We start from the raw sequence: 15,982 nt of genomic DNA, 5'->3' as shown, positions 1-15,982 counted from the left end.
TGAAAACCATCAATTACAATTCAAGACATAAAGTATTAATAAAACACATTTTGTATGAAAAATATATCTCTTACCCATTACAGGACCCTCTCAGGATTTTCTAATATAACACTTGCCCTTGTACTTGTTGTGCTGGTTGCGGCCTGTTCGAAAGGCGGAGGCAATAGTGTTGAGCAGAAAAAAGAAGAGCTTGCCAAACTACAGGCCGAAGAAAAAACGATTTCAGAAAAAATTCAGAAACTACAAGGCGAACTAAAGGTGCTTGACCCCAAGCAGGAGGCCGAAAAAGTACTAAGCGTTTCGGTTACACCTGTTTCGGCTCAGAATTTCCAGCATTATGTTGAGTTTCAGGGCAGGCTTGATGCCAAAAACAACATTTTTGTTTCTCCGCAAATTGGTGGCGCTATCACCAATCTGTATGTAAAAGAAGGAGACTACGTAAAACAGGGCCAGGCCATTGCCACTATTGATAATTCGGTAATGAAACAGTCTCTTCAGGAGGTTGATGTGCAACTGGAAACCGCCCGTGTGTTTTATAACAAGCAAAAGAATCTCTGGGATCAGAAAATCGGTACAGAAGTACAGTATATTCAGGCCAAAAGCAATGTTGAGGCTCTGGAAAAACGCCTGGCTACGTTGCAAAGCCAATTGGCTATGACCAAAGTAACAGCGCCCATGAACGGATTTGTGGATGAAGTACGCCAGAGAGCAGGCGAACTGGCAGCCCCTGGCCTTGGTATTGTAAGAATCGTGAACTCAGATAACCTGAAAGTGGTAGCACAAGCTGCCGACTCTTATGCGGGTACTATTAAACAGGGCGATGTTGTAACCATAAAGTTCCCGGATTTGGGTAAAGAAACCACAGCCAGATTGTCTTTTGTAAGCCAGACAGTTAATCCGGCCTCTCGTACTTTTACCATTGAGGCGTCGGTTCCTAAGATAGACAAACAGCTGAAACCCAACATGACAGCTGTTATGAACGTAAACGACCAGAACAAAAGCAATGCCATCATTATCAACCGTAATCTGATTCAGCAGGATGAGAGCGGCAATATTGTTTACGTTGCTGTAACAGAAGGCGGTAAAAAAGTGGCTCGCAGCCGTAAAATCACTACCGGGCTCACCTATGGTGGCGACATTGAAATCGTTTCGGGTTTACAGGCGGGTGATCTTTTAGTTACACAGGGATATCAGGACCTGGTAGACGGCCAGCTGATAAGCTTCTAATCATTACCGGAAAGGCAGCACGGCAATTGCCAATGCTAGCTTTCTTTATGTCTTCAAATTAAAAAATTAAAAATCATATAAGCCTTTCAGAGGTTTTAGATTATGGAACACGACGATTTACAAAAACAGGATCTTCCTCACGGTAGTGGGATGATTTATGGGATGGTCAGATGGCTGGGGAATAACCAGACCACTGTCTATATATTTACGGTTATGATATTTCTGGCAGGTCTGGGTATCTACTTCAACCTTCCGAAAGAGCAGTTTCCGGATATTAAAGTCCCACAGATTTACGTTCAGACCATCTATTTCGGAACAACGCCTTCTGACATAGAGAACGTAATCAATAAACCGATTGAAAAGCAGCTAAAAACCATTACGGGTGTAAAACGCATCAAGTCTAATGCCTTGCAAGACGTATCGGTTATTCTTATTGAGTTTAATCCGGATGTAAAGGTTGAGGCGGCGCTTCAGCGTGTGCGAGACGCCGTTGATAAAGCCAAAAGAGACCTGCCTCAAAAGCTGGACAGCGGCCCGACAGCCCAGGACGTAAACTTTTCGGAGTTTCCGATTATGAACATCAACCTGGCCGGCAATTTTCCTTTAGAAAAACTGAAAGACTATGCTGAAGAATTACAGGATGACATAGAGTCGTACCCCGAAATCACAAAGGTTGATATTGTTGGTACACTTAAGAGAGAAATCCAGATAAATCTGGATTTATACAAAATGCAGTCTACCGGTCTTACATTCTATGACATTCAAACCGCTATTCAGGGAGAAAACATCAATATTTCAGGTGGAGACCTGAATGTAGACAATGTACGCCGCACCATTCGTGTAAAAGGAGAATTTAAAGATGTGTATCAGATACAAGACGTACAGATTCGCAGCTCAACCGGTGCAACGGTAAGGCTGGGTGATGTGGCCGAAGTTGTAGACAGCAACGAAGAGCAACAGGATTTTGCACGCCTGGATGGTAAACGCGTTGTAACCCTTAACGTAATAAAAAGAGCAGGTGCCAGTGTGATTGACGTGTCGGAGCGGATTGAAGAATTATTGGAGAAATACCGCGAGGAACGTTTCCCCCGTGGCCTTGAAGCCAGAATTACTGCCGACACATCAGAGCGTGTAAAAAGCGAAATCGCCGATTTGATTAACACAGTTGTGTTGGGCTTTATATTTGTTGTAATTGTACTGATGTTTTTCATGGGTGTGCGCGATGCCGTTTTCGTGGGGCTTTCAGTACCTCTTTCAGCGCTTATTGCCTTTATACCGCTTTGGTTTTCTGGCTTTACGCTTAATACAATCGTACTTTTTGCATTTTTGTTAGGCTTAGGTATAGTGGTTGATGACGCCATTGTGGTAATAGAAAACGCCCACCGCTTGTTTAACCGCTTCAGGAATCTGAGCATAAAAGACGCGGTGAGTCTGGCGGCATCTGAGGTGTTCCTTCCGGTATTGTCAGGTACGCTTACTACTATCGCTCCGTTCTTCCCACTGTTATTCTGGCCGGGTATTGTGGGTGAGTTCATGAAGTTTCTGCCTATAACGCTGATATATACTTTGTTTGCATCTTTAATTGTTGCCTACGTAATTAACCCTGTGTTTGCCATTTCATTTATGCGCAGGCATGACGAAGAGCAACATGAAGATACCAGCTTTAAGTCTATTCAGCGGCCACTTATTATTATGGCTATTGTGGCACTGCCTGCCTACTTTATAAATGTAGGTATTGGTAATTTCATAGTGCTGATGGCCATTCTTTATGCGTTCAATCATTTTGTGTTGACACCAAAAGTAATTATCCCGTTTCAGGACGGCGCACTGCCACGTTTCAAAAACGCGTATCGCCGCCTTATTGCCTGGATAATCACAGGGTATCGCCCGGTTTTTGCCGTAATAAGTATGTTTGGTTTGTTGATTTTCACTTTTGTAATGCTGGGCATTGTGCAGCCAAAGGTAATTTTCTTCCCAAGCGGAGAGCCCGACTACATATATGTATATAACGTAATGCCTGTGGGTACCGACGCCCGCGTAACCGACTCCGTAACCAAAGTTATTGAGAAAAAGGTATTTGGTATCATCAAGAAAAACAAAGCAGAAGCGGCCATTAACTCGGTTATATCAAACGTAGGTAAAAATGCCGGAGATCCGTTTAACCCTGACCGTTCGGCCACGCCGCAGAAATCTAAGGTTACCATTGCTTTCGTGAAAAAAGAAGAGCGAGGCGATATTTCGTCTGCAGCCATTCTTGACCAGATGAGAAACGAAATTAAAGGAATACCCGGTACAGAAATTTCGGTTCAACGAGAAAACAACGGCCCACCGACAGGTAAACCAATTTCGATTGAAATTATGGGTGATGACTTTAACCAGTTGATTCAGCTGGAAAAGGAAGTCCGTAAGAATATCGAAAAAGAGGGTATTAAAGGTATAGAAGAGTTAAAGTCTGACCTGATTACCAATAAGCCGGAAATCATTATTGATGTTGATAAAGTAAAAGCACAGCGTGAGGGCATCAGCACGTCGCAGGTAGCAATGGCTGTTCGTACCGCTTTGTTCGGAGCTGAGATTTCGAAGTTCAGAGACGATAAAGACGAGTATCCGATACAATTGCGTTTGAAAGAAAATGACCGTAACAGCATTGAAAAACTTCTGAGTATGAATATCACCTATCGTGATATGAACCTCGGCGGGGTGTTGCGTCAGGTACCTTTAAACTCAATTGCCAATATCACTTACTCAACAACGTTCAGCCAGATTAACCGCAAAGACCAGTCGAGAATTATTACTTTGGGCTCAGAGGTACTCAATGGTTATAATGCCAACGAAATTGTACAAGAGATACAAAGCAAAGTAATAAACCGTATGACGGTACCAAGCGGGTACGCCGTTAAAATGGGCGGAGAGCAGGAAGAACAGATGGAGTCTATGATATTCCTGATGGGCGCACTCGGAGCCGCAGTATTGCTCATTTACCTCATTCTGGCAACACAGTTTAACTCTGTAGTGAAACCGGTTATCATCTTCGTTACCATCTTGCTTTCGTTCATAGGGGTATTCCTTGGCTTTATGGCATTTGGTATGACATTCTCTGTTATCATGTCGGGTGTGGGTATCATTGCACTGGCAGGTATTGTGGTGAAAAACGGTATATTACTGATAGAATTTACTGATGAGTTAAGAAGTAGGGGGTATCCGTTAAAGCAGGCTATTATTGAAGCCGGTGGGGTGCGTCTTACTCCGGTACTTTTAACGGCCTCGGCAGCTGTATTAGGTCTTGTGCCTTTGGCATTAGGTTTAAGTATGGACTTCGTAACTTTATTTACAGATCTGAACCCCCATATCTTTATCGGCGGAGACAGTGCCGTGTTCTGGGGTATTCTGGCCTGGACCATTATTTTCGGTCTGTCGTTCTCAACTGTGCTTACTTTGGTGATTGTGCCTTGTATGTACTACATTAATGAGAGAGTGCGCGATAAGTATTTCCGTAAGAATAAAAAACAGCAACCCGGAGCCGCCGAATCAATGGTCTAAAAGCCAATTTCAACATGTGGCAGGTTTATTACATACCCTACAGGACATAAACTCTTGTAGGGTATTTTTATAGAATTAAAGTTTTCTTAATGCTTCATAATTGGCTTATTTTCAATTAATTGTCTTTTTTTAGGTTTTTTAATTACAATTTTTTGTCTCAAAAATTTGTTCATTCAATAAAAAACCCATTCCTTTAATTACTGCTCGGGCTTTTTGGCACGAAAAATGTGGAGGGGGGTTGCCATAATCCACTCCAATTGAAAAAATTCTACAATTCACATGCAAAAGTTAAGTCTTAATCAATCACTTCAGCAAAGGCTGTCTCCTCAGCAGATACAGTTTATTAAACTGTTGCAGATACCTACGGCCGAGCTGGACCAACGAATAGAAGAGGAGCTGGAGGTTAACCCGGCTCTTGAAGAGGGGCTGGATATGGACGACCGGGTGAAAGATGAATATGAAGATGATTATAGCGACGATTACGATGAATATAACGAGTATGAAACTTATGAAGGCCTGGATGTAAAACAATATCTGGATCAGGACGATTACGCCGGTTATAAAATGTATGGCGATGGATGGGGAGAAGAAGACAAAGACGTAATGCCCATAGTGGCAACCAGCACCCTGGCCGAGTCGCTGATACAGCAATTGGGGTATCTGAAACTGGACGAACGCCAGGAGGCCATAGGTCAGCAACTCATTGGCAGTATAGAAGAAGATGGGTACATCCGCCGGCCGTTGCGTTCTATTAGTAATGATATGGCCTTTACTCAGAATATCTATACTAATGAGGAAGAACTGGCTGAGATTCTAAAAAAAATTCAAACTTTTGAGCCTTCAGGTATTGGTGCCAGAGATTTAAGAGAATGCCTTTTGCTACAGCTTGAACGTAAGAATCATGAAGATTTTGAAGTTCAGGTAGCAATCAGAATCATTACTGATTTTTTTGATGAGTTTACAAAAAAGCATTATGAAAAAATTCAACGCCGACTCGACATTGATGATGAGGTTTTGAAAGATGCCATCAGGGTTATAACAAGGCTAAACCCTAAACCAGGTAACACCGGCAATGGCGATAGCACGGCGGCATATCTGTTAGCCGATTTTATTGTTACCAATAATAATGGTAAACTGGATGTTATTCTTAATTCAAAAAATGCGCCTGAATTACGGGTAAGCCGTTCTTTTGCCGACATGCTTGATACTTATGACAAAACAGACAAGAATGGTTCGGCGCAGCATAAAAGTATAAAAGAGACCGTAACCTTCGTGAAGCAAAAACTGGATGCCGCCAAGTGGTTTATTGACGCCATTAAGCAGCGGCAGCAAACATTGCTTAAAACCATGAAGGCCATAGTAGATTATCAGTACGATTTTTTTCTGGAAGGAGACGAGTCTAAGCTAAGACCTATGATTCTGAAAGATATTGCTATTAGAATTGACATGGATATTTCAACGGTCTCGAGGGTTGCTAACAGTAAAGCCGTACAAACCGATTTTGGCATTTATCCGCTTAAATACTTCTTTTCTGAGGGTATTTCGACAGACTCGGGCGAGGATGCTTCCAGCAGAGAGGTGAAGAATATTCTGAAAGACCTGATTGACAATGAGCCCAAAAATGCGCCTTTGTCAGACGATAAACTTGAAAAAATACTAAACAAGCGGGGTTATAACATAGCGCGCCGTACAGTAGCCAAATACCGTGAGCAACTGAATATTCCGGTAGCCCGTCTAAGAAAGCAGTTGTAAGGTATTACCAGCCAAACTTAAAAGGGGGCTGCAAACATAATTCGCAGACCCCTTTTCAATATATCTTATCCTACTATCAATTTAAACCCTTCGCCATGCATATTCATAATCTGTACGGCAGGGTCTTCTTTCAGGTGCTTGCGGAGTTTCGTGATATAAACATCCATACTGCGGGCATTGAAATAACTGTCGTCTCCCCAGATGAGCTTTAAGGCAAAACTACGGCTTACCGACTGGTTTTTGTTCTGGCAAAGTAGTTTCAGCAGTTCTGACTCCTTCGTTGTTAATTTATTTTGTGTTTCGTTTAATGTCAGGGTGTTTGTCTGGGTATCAAAACTATAAGCGCCTATTCTGAAAACCGTGGCAGGTGTTTCAGACTCCTGCTTATTAATACGCCTGAAGATGGCCTTCATCCGCATCAGCAGCTCTTCCATACTGAAAGGCTTGGTTATGTAATCATCAGCCCCCACTTTAAAGCCCTGAATGGTATCTTCTTTCATTGACTTCGCTGTCAGAAAAATAATAGGTACCTCCTTATCTTTCATGCGTATTTCTTTGGCCAACGAAAACCCGTCTTTTTTAGGCATCATCACATCGCAGATACACATGGCATAGTTACCCTGCTCAATAAACATTTTAATACCTTCTTCTCCATTTCTGGCCAGGTCGGTAGTAAATCCTTTGGCGGTCAGGTACTCTTGCAATAACATGCCCAGGTTTGGGTCGTCTTCTGTCAATAAAACTTTCATAGTATATATGAGCGTGGCGGTTAAAAAACCTTCTGAATATAAATTCAGACTGTTTGTCAGATACTAAGCAATTTTGGTATTCAAAGGCAGATATACCTCAAAGCGGCTGCCGTCACCAGGTTTACTGTCAACCTGTATGATACCCTGATGCGACTCCACCATTTTCTTCACATAACTTAAACCCAGGCCAAAGCCTTTTACATCGTGCAGGTTGCCTGTGGGAACCCTGTAGAAACGTTCAAAAATCTTGTTCAGCTGGTCTTTAGTCATCCCGATACCTTTATCGGCAATAGTTATTTTCAGGTAATCGTCAATGTTTTCTGTCTTAATGGTAATTTCCGGGTTTTCAGGAGAATACTTGTTGGCATTGTCGAGCAAGTTAAAGATAATATTGGTCAGATGCACATCATCTGCTTCAATTTCCGGATGCTCAGCATCCAGCTCCAGATGCACCATTCCGTTTTTCTGTTCAATCTGCACGCTCAGGTTGTGCAGCACCTGCTCAATGGTTTCATGAATATTTACTCGCTCCATTTTTAGTTTTACATCCCCTTTGTCAAGCAATGCCATTTGCAGAACTTTTTCAACCTGTGTACCCAGTCGGCGGTTTTCATCCTGAATAATATTCAGATATCGGGTCATCTTGCTATTATCTTTCTTCACTTCATTGTCTTTCATCACCTCAACAGCTAACGATATCGTTGAAATGGGCGTTTTAAACTCGTGGGTCATGTTATTGATGAAGTCGTTCTTGATAGTAGCCAGCTTTTTCTGTTTCAGCATTGTATTGACGGAGGTATAAAATATACCGCCAATCATCAGAATTAACAGAATAGAACTAGCAAAAACGGTCCACATATTACTTAAAATAAAACCCTGGGTATCTGGAAAATGCACATATAAATAGTGGTTTTGAGGTTGCAGGTCGCTTGGAAACAACTGCGCCTTATAAGCATCTTTTACAAAATCAGAATTCGGGTTGGTGGCAAAAGATGCAAAAATCATATTAGAGTTATCTTTAACCACATATTGATAAGGAATAATGATGCCCTTACTTTTCAATGCCTTTTTCAATAAGGTATCGAGCGAAATACGGTCAAGGCGCTCATGAATATCACGCGAACCATGAATCACGTCTGTTAATACATCTTTAACCAGTTCGGCTTTGTTTTTGGTGCGCTCAATATTTTCCTGGTCATTAATAATTGCCTTTGAAACCTCTTCGGGTTTTTCGGCGGGTTTCCGTTTTGGGGGCTTCACAAGTGCCAGATTCAGGGTGTCAATAGATGGAAAAGTATAAGAGTATCCAAAACTGATTACGCTGTTGGTTCTGTCGTCGCCACCAATGCTAATCTGGTGGCCTTCCTGGCTATGCTTGTTTACCGACAACATCTGGCGGTTAAACTCCCGTATTAAATCTTCGGCGGTTTTCTGGCGTAAAAGGTTGTTTTTCATTGGCTGGCTCATGTCTTCTACCACCAGGTTTTGTTCTTCCAGCATTTCCTTTATCAAATCCATTTGCTTTACGGGTATTTCAAACAACTGCACACCGCCGAAAACATCGGTAGCAGCCACCGTATTATTACCTTGCTTACGTATTCTGGTTGCAGGGGCAGTAGCTATATGCGGATTAAACCTGTCAGCGCCATTTGAAAAATTTGATACAGTAGGAGCCTCTGCGTTAAACATCAGGCCGAAATCTTCCGGTTGTTCAGGTTTTGAAAGTTTAGACACATGTTTTTTCTCTTGTTGTTTCTGAGTAATAGCCAGTAGCCTTTTCTGCTCTTCAATTTTCATTTGCTGATTAGCCAGAAAAATAATCTCCTGCTTTTCTATTTTTTTGACGGTTTCCTGCAAAGCATCGTTTACGTTGCGGTCAAATTGCTCCTGCCGTACTGAAATGGCATTCTCTATCCAGTACCATTGAAAGGTGATAAGCCCAATCATGGCAATAAGCATAAATATGATAATATTTCTGAAGTTCATCTGCTGGCTCATTAAACGCAAACCTGATACATTATATAAAACAAAGTTTATCCACGAAATTAACGCCAAACAAATGAAAATTTGTCTTATTTAACACTTTTTAACATCAGATATTATCATTAGGTTTACAGTTTTAACATTTATCAGAACCGCTAATGCTTTGGCTTTTATTAATTGCAATACTATTGGGGCTTGCTTGTGTTTATGCGTTTTTTTGGAAGAAAATCGCCCGCAGTAAACCAGACAATTATCCGTCGCCGGAGAATCGGAAAAAACTAGATGCAACCAGAAAAACGCTGGTGTGCCTGGGTGATAGCATTACCCAGGGCAATTTAAGTTATAACTGGGTTGACGGTCTGGCAGAAGCGCTGCCGGATATGCAGGTTTTAAACGCGGGTATTAATTCTGACCTTACCTTTTCTATACTGAACAGGATAGAAGACGTAATTGGCAGCCAGCCGGATTACCTGATTATTCTGGTTGGCACTAATGACGTAAACGCAACTATGGGTTTGGCAAATCTGAATAGTTATAAACAGTCTGGGAGGATTTCGAAAGACACTATTCCTGACTTTGGTTCGTTCAAAAATAATTATCGCGAAATAGTAAAGTTGTTAAAGCAAAAGACCCGGGCTCAAATAGCGCTGGTATCATTGCCGGTAATGAGCGAAGACCTGGTACATGAAGCCAACCGCAAGGCAGACGATTACAGCCTTTTTGTTAAAGAACTGGCAATAGAACAGGGTATAGGGTATGTGCCTTTCAGAGAAAAACAGAAAGAATATCTAGGGGCAAATCCGCATGAGGGTATTTATACGTTTGAAGATACCACCAGACTATTCATGCTTTCGTTAATCAATCATTATATTCTGGGTAAAGATTGGGACTCCATCAGTGCAAAACATGGTAATCTGCTTACGCCCGATAACCTGCATCTCAATTCTGTTTCCGGCAGCATGTTGCTTGATTTAGCCAAGGCATTTATTATTTCAGCCAGATAATGCACATAACCCATGCACAACCACTTTACTATACATCAGCAGCCTGCAAACAAGATAGTACTAAATGAGCAGGAATATCACTTTTTTAGTGGCACGTCGTATCTGGGTATGAATCAGGATGCAGCGTTCAGAGATTTACTGATAGAAGGCCTGCATCAATATGGTTTGTCATTCGGCAGTTCCCGTAACGGTAATGTACAGCTGGCAGTTTACGAAGCCGCCGAAAACAAGCTTGCAGACTGGGTAGGGGCAGAGGTGGCCCTGACGCTGTCGTCCGGCATGCTGGCAGGGCAAGTAGTGGCGCAATACCTGAAAACGCAACAGGTGGCCTTTTTCTATGCACCACAGAGCCATGCGGCCAACTTCCACGAACCTGAAGTGCAGTTGCCCGCCATGAGTTTTCAGGAGTGGTCAGAGCAGATAGCACAGCAAATAAATGATACAAATGCAGCACATTCGGTTATTGTATGTAATTCAACAGATGGTTTAAGAGCAACAGCCTACCCATTTGGCTGGGTTAAAACTTTACCCACAAACAAGGCCATTACGCTGGTTATAGACGATTCTCACGGGTTGGGTATTACCGGTAACAATGGCGCGGGCATTTTTCAGCAGATAGAAGTAAAGCCTAATGTAGGCCTTATAGTTGTTTCGTCATTACATAAAGCAATGGGGATTCCGGGTGGAGTTGTTTTTAGCGACAAGCAAACCATTAATGCCCTTAGGCATACTGCCTATTTTGCCTCTTGTTCTCCTATTGCTCCGGCTTATTTGTACGCCTACCTGAGAGCAGATGAAATCTACAAACGTAATTATAAGCGCTTGCAGAAGAATATAGGGCGGTTTGTTTCTCAACTGCAATCAGCCCAGTCTTTGTTTGGGTTTCAGCCAGCTTATCCGGTTTTTTACACCAGCCATGATAACCTCTATACTTACCTGTTTAAAAACGGCATACTTATTTACAGCTTTGCTTACCCAATTAAAACAGGCAAGCCTAATACCCGTATTGTTATAAGCGCCTGGCATACAGAAGAGCAAATAGATTTACTGGCTGGTAAGTGCAGGGCATTTGCAGAGAAGTAGGCCATCAGCCCATTAACCATATTTTGTCTTCTTCGTGGCCTTGTTCTTTCCACTCTACTAACACCCGCTGGCTGTCTAGTGTGTTTACTTTCATGCCGGTGTAGTCTGGCTGAATTGGCAAATCTCGCACATACCTGCGGTTAATGAGGCATAGCAATTCTATTTTTTCGGGTCTTCCAAAAGCCTGCATGGCATCAATAGCAGCCCGAACCATTCTTCCGGTTGCCAGTACGTCATCTATCAGAATCACTTTTTTGTTTTCAATCACAAACGGCACTTTGGTTTCGTTGGGTTTAAGGGGCGAATCTCTCCGGCGGAAGTCGTCACGGTAAAAAGTTGCATCCAGATAACCCAATTTAATCGAAACGCCAGTTTCTTCCTTTAGTTTTTGCGTTATTCGCTCTGCCAGGTATATACCACGTGGTTGCAGACCCAGTATTACTGAATTAGAAAAATCTTTATGGTTTTCAATCAGTTGCTGACATAAACGGTTAATAGTGATGTCAAGAAGCGGATTGGTAAGAATAAGTCGTTTCATACAAAAATTAATAAATAATGGAATTGTAATTGTGTGATTGGTGTCTATTGTTAAAGATTGTCGTCAAATTTTAGGAACTTTGCCGACAAATTTATCGACTCATTTTCTCATTCACTAATTCGCTCATTAAAAAAAATGAAATATCTGATTGCCGGGCTCGGAAACATTGGTCCTGAATATGCTTTCACTCGTCATAATGTAGGTTTTATGGTGCTAGACCGCCTGGCCGCACAAAATAACTTCAGTTTTAAGATGGAAAGGCTGGCCTATACAGCCGAATTTAAGCACAAAGGCCGCCAGATATACTGTATCAAGCCCACTACTTATATGAACCTGAGCGGTAATGCCGTAAACTACTGGTTGCAGGCATTAAAAATACCGGTTGAAAACCTGTTGGTGATATGCGATGACCTGGCTCTGCCTTTTGGTAAACTGCGCCTGAAGACCAAGGGCTCGCACGGTGGGCAGAACGGTTTAAGGAATATTGAAGAAAAGCTGGGAACGCAGAATTATCATCGGTTACGCTTCGGAATCGGCAATGATTTCCCTTCCGGAAGGCAGGTAAATTACGTTCTGGAGCCTTTTAGCGAAGATGAAATGAGCCAGTTGGTCGCAAGATTAGACCGAGCCGACGACATAATTACCAGTTTTTGTACGATTGGCTCCGAACGAACAATGAATTTTTTCAACGAATGATTGTATTATTTAAAGAATTTTCATATTTGACAATTTTGGAATTTTATATAAGTTGTATTTTTCTAAGACGAACAAAATTTTGTTTTCTCGTTTATTGAATATGTAAAATTCTGAAAATAGCCCATAGGTAAGAATATATTTAGAACAATATTCGGCACCTGTACCGATTGCATATTTGGATTATATTAATTTTCGCTGTAGTTTTGCATCGTTATCCACAAGATAAAAATAGAACAAAACAATGAAAAATTCATTTAAATCCGTTATATTTGCAGTTGTACTTGGGTCATTCTTGATTTCTGCAAATATTGTAAAAGCAAATGACCGTGACTCAGCCAAGAAGGAAGTGATGTTGGTAAAAGGTGCTGAAGTAGATTTCGCGAACTTCATGTCGAAAAAAGCGAAAAAATTTGTAAAGACCGAAGATTGGGGTATATTTGTAAATGTTGTAAAGCTGTATAATGCCTCTCCTGCCAAATTTATGGCGTTGAGTTCAGCTCAGAAAGCAGCGTTTAACGAAGCAGCAGCTAACATTGAAACGAAAGTTTCTAATCTACGTGGCGAAGAGGCAAAGGCCTGGAGAAACAAGGTAATAGCTACTACAAAGATTATTAACGTGCTGTGGAACTACCAGTCAAACGTTGAGCCAATTGAACCAGAAAACGCAGTAAGCCCGGTTGTGGTTGAAATGTTAGGTCGCTAAGGCTCAACTTAGCAAAGAATTAAGTTTTTCATAGTTTAATAGGTTAGGGTTGAATAGATGGACACTTACCCCACTGCTTCTGGCGGTGGGGTTAAGTTTTTTATAGGGGTTTGTGTTTTACTCCGGAACATCTGACCCCGTTATTTGCGTTATAAACTAAACTTCAACCTGATGCGCGTTTTATTACTTCTATTGCTCTTTTTAACGGCTTGTACCGAAACCGAAAACAAAATACAATCAAAGGCTTATTATGATCTGGCAGGTTTGTTCAACACGCACATCAATCGTCTGGCATCTGGCAGGCCTCAGGTAGAAAAAACAGTGTTAATAAAAGATAAGCAAGAGAAAATTGTAACCGGCAAAATTGACTGGCGCAAAGAACTGGATTTATTTCTGCAGGCAGACCTGAACAAGCAGTCGTATCAATCTGCCTATACCATACATCAAACACAGAATGAAATAGCATATAAGCTAAAAACAGGAGAAAAAATGCCCGTAAAGCATTTGTTGATCAGGTTTGATACCAAAGGCTTGCCACAGCAGATTGAAGCCGAAATTTACGCAAGAAACTATCTGTATGAGTCTGAAAAAAAGCTGAGTGCAGATTTTGAAAATAACCATTTGAAAAGTTATCGTATTGCAGGGTATCAGCAATTGTTTATTGGTAGCAGGAAGTATTTCTCTGTTGATGCCAAAATAAAAGGAGACTATTAATAGTCTCCTCCGGCGCCGCCGCCACCAAAATCTCCTCCGCCAAAGCCTCCGAAACCACCGCTATCTCCGCCGCCTGACCAGCCACCTGAAGAGCTTCCCCAGCCTGTGAAAGTGGTATAGGGTATCCAGCCACCACCACCGCGATTACCGTGGTTTCCGCCTTTACCCCGGCTAAGGATGGCAATAATAACAAAAATGATGATGATAACCACCACGAATCCTAACCAACTACCGTCGCCATCATCTTCCTTATCATCCTTAAATTCGCCTTTGGCATAATTAATAATTTTATCAGTAGCCACATCAAGCCCTTCATAATATCGGGCTTCTTTAAATCTCGGCTTTATGTCTTTCTCAATGATACGTTTACTGTAAGCGTCAGTTATAGTGCCCTCCATGCCATAACCGGTGGCAATAAATACTTTTCTGTCGCCGGGAGCCCATAAAACAACAATACCGTTATTTTTGCCTTTTTCGCCTATACCCCATGCTTTACCAAGTTTAAAGGCATATTCGCTGATATCGTATGGCTGAACGGTCTTTACTATTACAATCGTAATTTGCGTAGAGGTGGTATCATAATAACCCTTTAGCTTCGCTTCCAGTTGTGCGGTCTGGTCTGGGCTCAGAAGGCCACCCACAAAGTCATTGACAAATCGGGCAGGGTTCGGCTTTTCCGGTATATCCTGCGCAAAGGCCAGGCTTTGCAACAAAAAAAATAATATGAGCAGTTTTTTGAACATTTTCTAGTGGTTGTTTACACACAGGTAAACATTTACAGGCTAAGGTATAGGGTCGGTTGAGATATCATCAGATAATTCGTTGATATCGTCAGAACGATACGGAAAAAACTTCTTTAATTGATTTCCCGTTTCCCGGATTCCCATCTGCAGGCCTCCGGCAAAATCTTCCAGTAAAAAGTATTGTCTCATGCTGTCTCTTATACCATCCCAGAAGTTAGTGGGTACCACCTTATCAATGCCTTCGTCTCCCCAAACGGCAAACTTATGGCTTCCGTAAGCCAGATAAAACAAAACCCCGTTGCGTTGGGCGGTTCTTTCAAGGCAAAGAAACTGAAACACCTGTCTGGCCCTTTCAGTGGGGTCTTCTGTAGGGCATATTTCCTCAACATGCACTTTTATTTCGCCAGAAGTGTTCAGTTCGGCATCTTTAATTGCCTTCACAATTCTTTCTTTAGCGATTTCCGTCAGAAACATGATTGTATGAGATAAGATGTGCTGAGAAACAAAACAGCACATACAGGCTTTACTAAAGCCTGTATGTGTCTGAAAATACTTCTTTAAAATCAGAACTTAACGGTTGGTGCAGCCTGGGCAGCGTCTGATGCCTGGAAGAAGCCTTTCTCGCTAAATCCGAATATTTTTGCAAAAATTACAGCCGGGAAACGTAATGCAGCAGTATTGTAGGTTTGTACGGCTCCGTTAAACTCATTACGCGCCACGCCAATTCTGTTTTCTGTACCCTCCAGTTGGGACTGTAGCTCCAGGAAATTCTCGTTGGCCTTCAGTTGCGGATACTGCTCAACACTTACAAGCAAACGGCTCAAAGCCCCGCTTAACTGGTCTTGCGCTGCCTGAAACTTCTGAATGTTTTCAGGTGTAAGGTTCTCAGGGTTTATTTGCATAGAAGTGGCTTTAGCACGGGCTTCTATTACTTGTGTAAGCGTGGTTTTTTCAAAGTCTGCTGCTCCCTTTACTGTGCTTACCAGATTAGGTATCAGATCTGAACGGCGTTGGTATTGCGTTTGTACATTAGACCATTTACGTTTCACTTCCTGATCTTTTTCTAAAAGGCCATTATATGACGAGCAACCATAAACGCTTAAAAGTAAAATAATACCAATTATAATTAAGGTGCTTTTTTTCATTTTTTCGAAATTTTGTTTGTTTACTGAAATTTGATTCAAATGTAATAATTAGAACATGATATGCAAGAATTACATATAACAAGTGGATTAAAACCGTTATAAACG

At 41.8% G+C, this 15,982-nt stretch carries 14 protein-coding genes; 8 read left to right on the top strand and 6 right to left on the bottom strand.

Translation table 11 applies throughout. The annotated features are described in order from the left end of the window. Positions 1–54: 54 nt before the first annotated feature. The 3 genes from MB380_RS21685 to rpoN all read left to right on the top strand — a co-directional run bounded on the left by MB380_RS21685 (position 55) and on the right by rpoN (position 6,519). The gene (locus MB380_RS21685; protein ID WP_253531728.1) at positions 55–1,227 is read left to right on the top strand and encodes an efflux RND transporter periplasmic adaptor subunit; all 1,173 of its coding nucleotides are present in this window, start codon (positions 55–57) and stop codon (positions 1,225–1,227) included. 102 nt (positions 1,228–1,329) lie between these two features. Then, a complete protein-coding gene (locus tag MB380_RS21680; RefSeq protein WP_409014637.1) occupies positions 1,330–4,767 on the top strand; it encodes an efflux RND transporter permease subunit in 3,438 nt (1,145 codons plus the stop codon). Between the two features lie 279 nt (positions 4,768–5,046). Next, a complete protein-coding gene (gene rpoN, locus MB380_RS21675; RefSeq protein WP_253531726.1) occupies positions 5,047–6,519 on the top strand; it encodes an RNA polymerase factor sigma-54 in 1,473 nt (490 codons plus the stop codon). 65 nt (positions 6,520–6,584) lie between these two features. On the opposite strand, the gene MB380_RS21670 is transcribed toward rpoN, so the two are convergent. Together MB380_RS21670 and MB380_RS21665 are read right to left on the bottom strand one after the other, a co-directional pair. Beyond that, positions 6,585–7,268, bottom strand: a complete 684-nt coding sequence (locus MB380_RS21670; RefSeq protein WP_253531724.1) for a response regulator transcription factor — start codon at positions 7,266–7,268, stop codon at positions 6,585–6,587. Positions 7,269–7,331: 63 nt separating this feature from the next. Beyond that, positions 7,332–9,254, bottom strand: a complete 1,923-nt coding sequence (locus MB380_RS21665; protein WP_253531722.1) for a sensor histidine kinase KdpD — start codon at positions 9,252–9,254, stop codon at positions 7,332–7,334. 155 nt (positions 9,255–9,409) lie between these two features. Here MB380_RS21665 and MB380_RS21660 point away from each other — a divergent pair, with 155 nt between their 5' ends. Further along, on the top strand, positions 9,410–10,255 hold the full coding sequence (locus MB380_RS21660; protein WP_253531720.1) for a GDSL-type esterase/lipase family protein: 846 nt from the start codon (positions 9,410–9,412) through the stop codon (positions 10,253–10,255). A gap of 12 nt (positions 10,256–10,267) precedes the next feature. Continuing rightward, positions 10,268–11,338, top strand: coding sequence for an aminotransferase class I/II-fold pyridoxal phosphate-dependent enzyme (locus MB380_RS21655; protein ID WP_253531718.1), 1,071 nt, complete (start codon positions 10,268–10,270; stop codon positions 11,336–11,338). 4 nt (positions 11,339–11,342) lie between these two features. Here MB380_RS21655 and pyrR read toward each other — a convergent pair whose 3' ends face one another. Further along, positions 11,343–11,876, bottom strand: a complete 534-nt coding sequence (gene pyrR, locus MB380_RS21650) for a bifunctional pyr operon transcriptional regulator/uracil phosphoribosyltransferase PyrR (RefSeq protein WP_101724873.1) — start codon at positions 11,874–11,876, stop codon at positions 11,343–11,345. Between the two features lie 135 nt (positions 11,877–12,011). Here pyrR and pth point away from each other — a divergent pair, with 135 nt between their 5' ends. From pth to MB380_RS21635, 3 genes are all read left to right on the top strand, one after another. Further along, positions 12,012–12,572, top strand: a complete 561-nt coding sequence (gene pth, locus MB380_RS21645; RefSeq protein ID WP_101724872.1) for an aminoacyl-tRNA hydrolase — start codon at positions 12,012–12,014, stop codon at positions 12,570–12,572. Positions 12,573–12,813: 241 nt separating this feature from the next. Then, entirely contained in the window at positions 12,814–13,275 is a 462-nt protein-coding gene (locus MB380_RS21640; RefSeq protein ID WP_253531716.1) for a hypothetical protein, read from the top strand. A gap of 171 nt (positions 13,276–13,446) precedes the next feature. Continuing rightward, positions 13,447–13,989, top strand: a complete 543-nt coding sequence (locus MB380_RS21635; protein WP_253531715.1) for a hypothetical protein — start codon at positions 13,447–13,449, stop codon at positions 13,987–13,989. Here the strand turns inward: MB380_RS21635 and MB380_RS21630 are convergent. From MB380_RS21630 to MB380_RS21620, 3 genes are all read right to left on the bottom strand, one after another. Beyond that, positions 13,986–14,732: a YgcG family protein gene (locus MB380_RS21630; RefSeq protein ID WP_253531713.1), complete on the bottom strand. Its 747-nt coding sequence runs from the start codon at positions 14,730–14,732 to the stop codon at positions 13,986–13,988. The two genes, MB380_RS21635 and MB380_RS21630, sit on opposite strands and share 4 nt — an antisense overlap. A gap of 39 nt (positions 14,733–14,771) precedes the next feature. Next, positions 14,772–15,206 (bottom strand): TPM domain-containing protein, encoded by a 435-nt coding sequence (locus MB380_RS21625; RefSeq protein WP_253531711.1) that lies wholly within the window; start codon positions 15,204–15,206, stop codon positions 14,772–14,774. Between the two features lie 89 nt (positions 15,207–15,295). After that, positions 15,296–15,877, bottom strand: coding sequence for a LemA family protein (locus tag MB380_RS21620; RefSeq protein WP_253531709.1), 582 nt, complete (start codon positions 15,875–15,877; stop codon positions 15,296–15,298). Positions 15,878–15,982: the final 105 nt, after the last annotated feature.

This window comes from Emticicia sp. 21SJ11W-3 (assembly GCF_024138715.1).
GTDB classification, from domain to species: Bacteria; Bacteroidota; Bacteroidia; order Cytophagales; family Spirosomataceae; genus Emticicia; species Emticicia fluvialis.
This window is presented reverse-complemented; position numbering and strand designations above follow the sequence as displayed.

Coding starts and splice junctions, on each gene's coding strand:
- MB380_RS21665 (WP_253531722.1), bottom strand. CDS start 9,254: ATGAACTTCAGAAATATTATCATATTTATGCTTATTGCCATGATTGGG.
- MB380_RS21670 (WP_253531724.1), bottom strand. CDS start 7,268: ATGAAAGTTTTATTGACAGAAGACGACCCAAACCTGGGCATGTTATTG.
- MB380_RS21660 (WP_253531720.1), top strand. CDS start 9,410: ATGCTTTGGCTTTTATTAATTGCAATACTATTGGGGCTTGCTTGTGTT.
- MB380_RS21685 (WP_253531728.1), top strand. CDS start 55: ATGAAAAATATATCTCTTACCCATTACAGGACCCTCTCAGGATTTTCT.
- pyrR (WP_101724873.1), bottom strand. CDS start 11,876: ATGAAACGACTTATTCTTACCAATCCGCTTCTTGACATCACTATTAAC.
- MB380_RS21625 (WP_253531711.1), bottom strand. CDS start 15,206: ATGTTTCTGACGGAAATCGCTAAAGAAAGAATTGTGAAGGCAATTAAA.
- MB380_RS21620 (WP_253531709.1), bottom strand. CDS start 15,877: ATGAAAAAAAGCACCTTAATTATAATTGGTATTATTTTACTTTTAAGC.
- MB380_RS21635 (WP_253531715.1), top strand. CDS start 13,447: ATGCGCGTTTTATTACTTCTATTGCTCTTTTTAACGGCTTGTACCGAA.
- MB380_RS21630 (WP_253531713.1), bottom strand. CDS start 14,732: ATGTTCAAAAAACTGCTCATATTATTTTTTTTGTTGCAAAGCCTGGCC.
- pth (WP_101724872.1), top strand. CDS start 12,012: ATGAAATATCTGATTGCCGGGCTCGGAAACATTGGTCCTGAATATGCT.
- rpoN (WP_253531726.1), top strand. CDS start 5,047: ATGCAAAAGTTAAGTCTTAATCAATCACTTCAGCAAAGGCTGTCTCCT.
- MB380_RS21680 (WP_409014637.1), top strand. CDS start 1,330: ATGGAACACGACGATTTACAAAAACAGGATCTTCCTCACGGTAGTGGG.
- MB380_RS21655 (WP_253531718.1), top strand. CDS start 10,268: ATGCACAACCACTTTACTATACATCAGCAGCCTGCAAACAAGATAGTA.
- MB380_RS21640 (WP_253531716.1), top strand. CDS start 12,814: ATGAAAAATTCATTTAAATCCGTTATATTTGCAGTTGTACTTGGGTCA.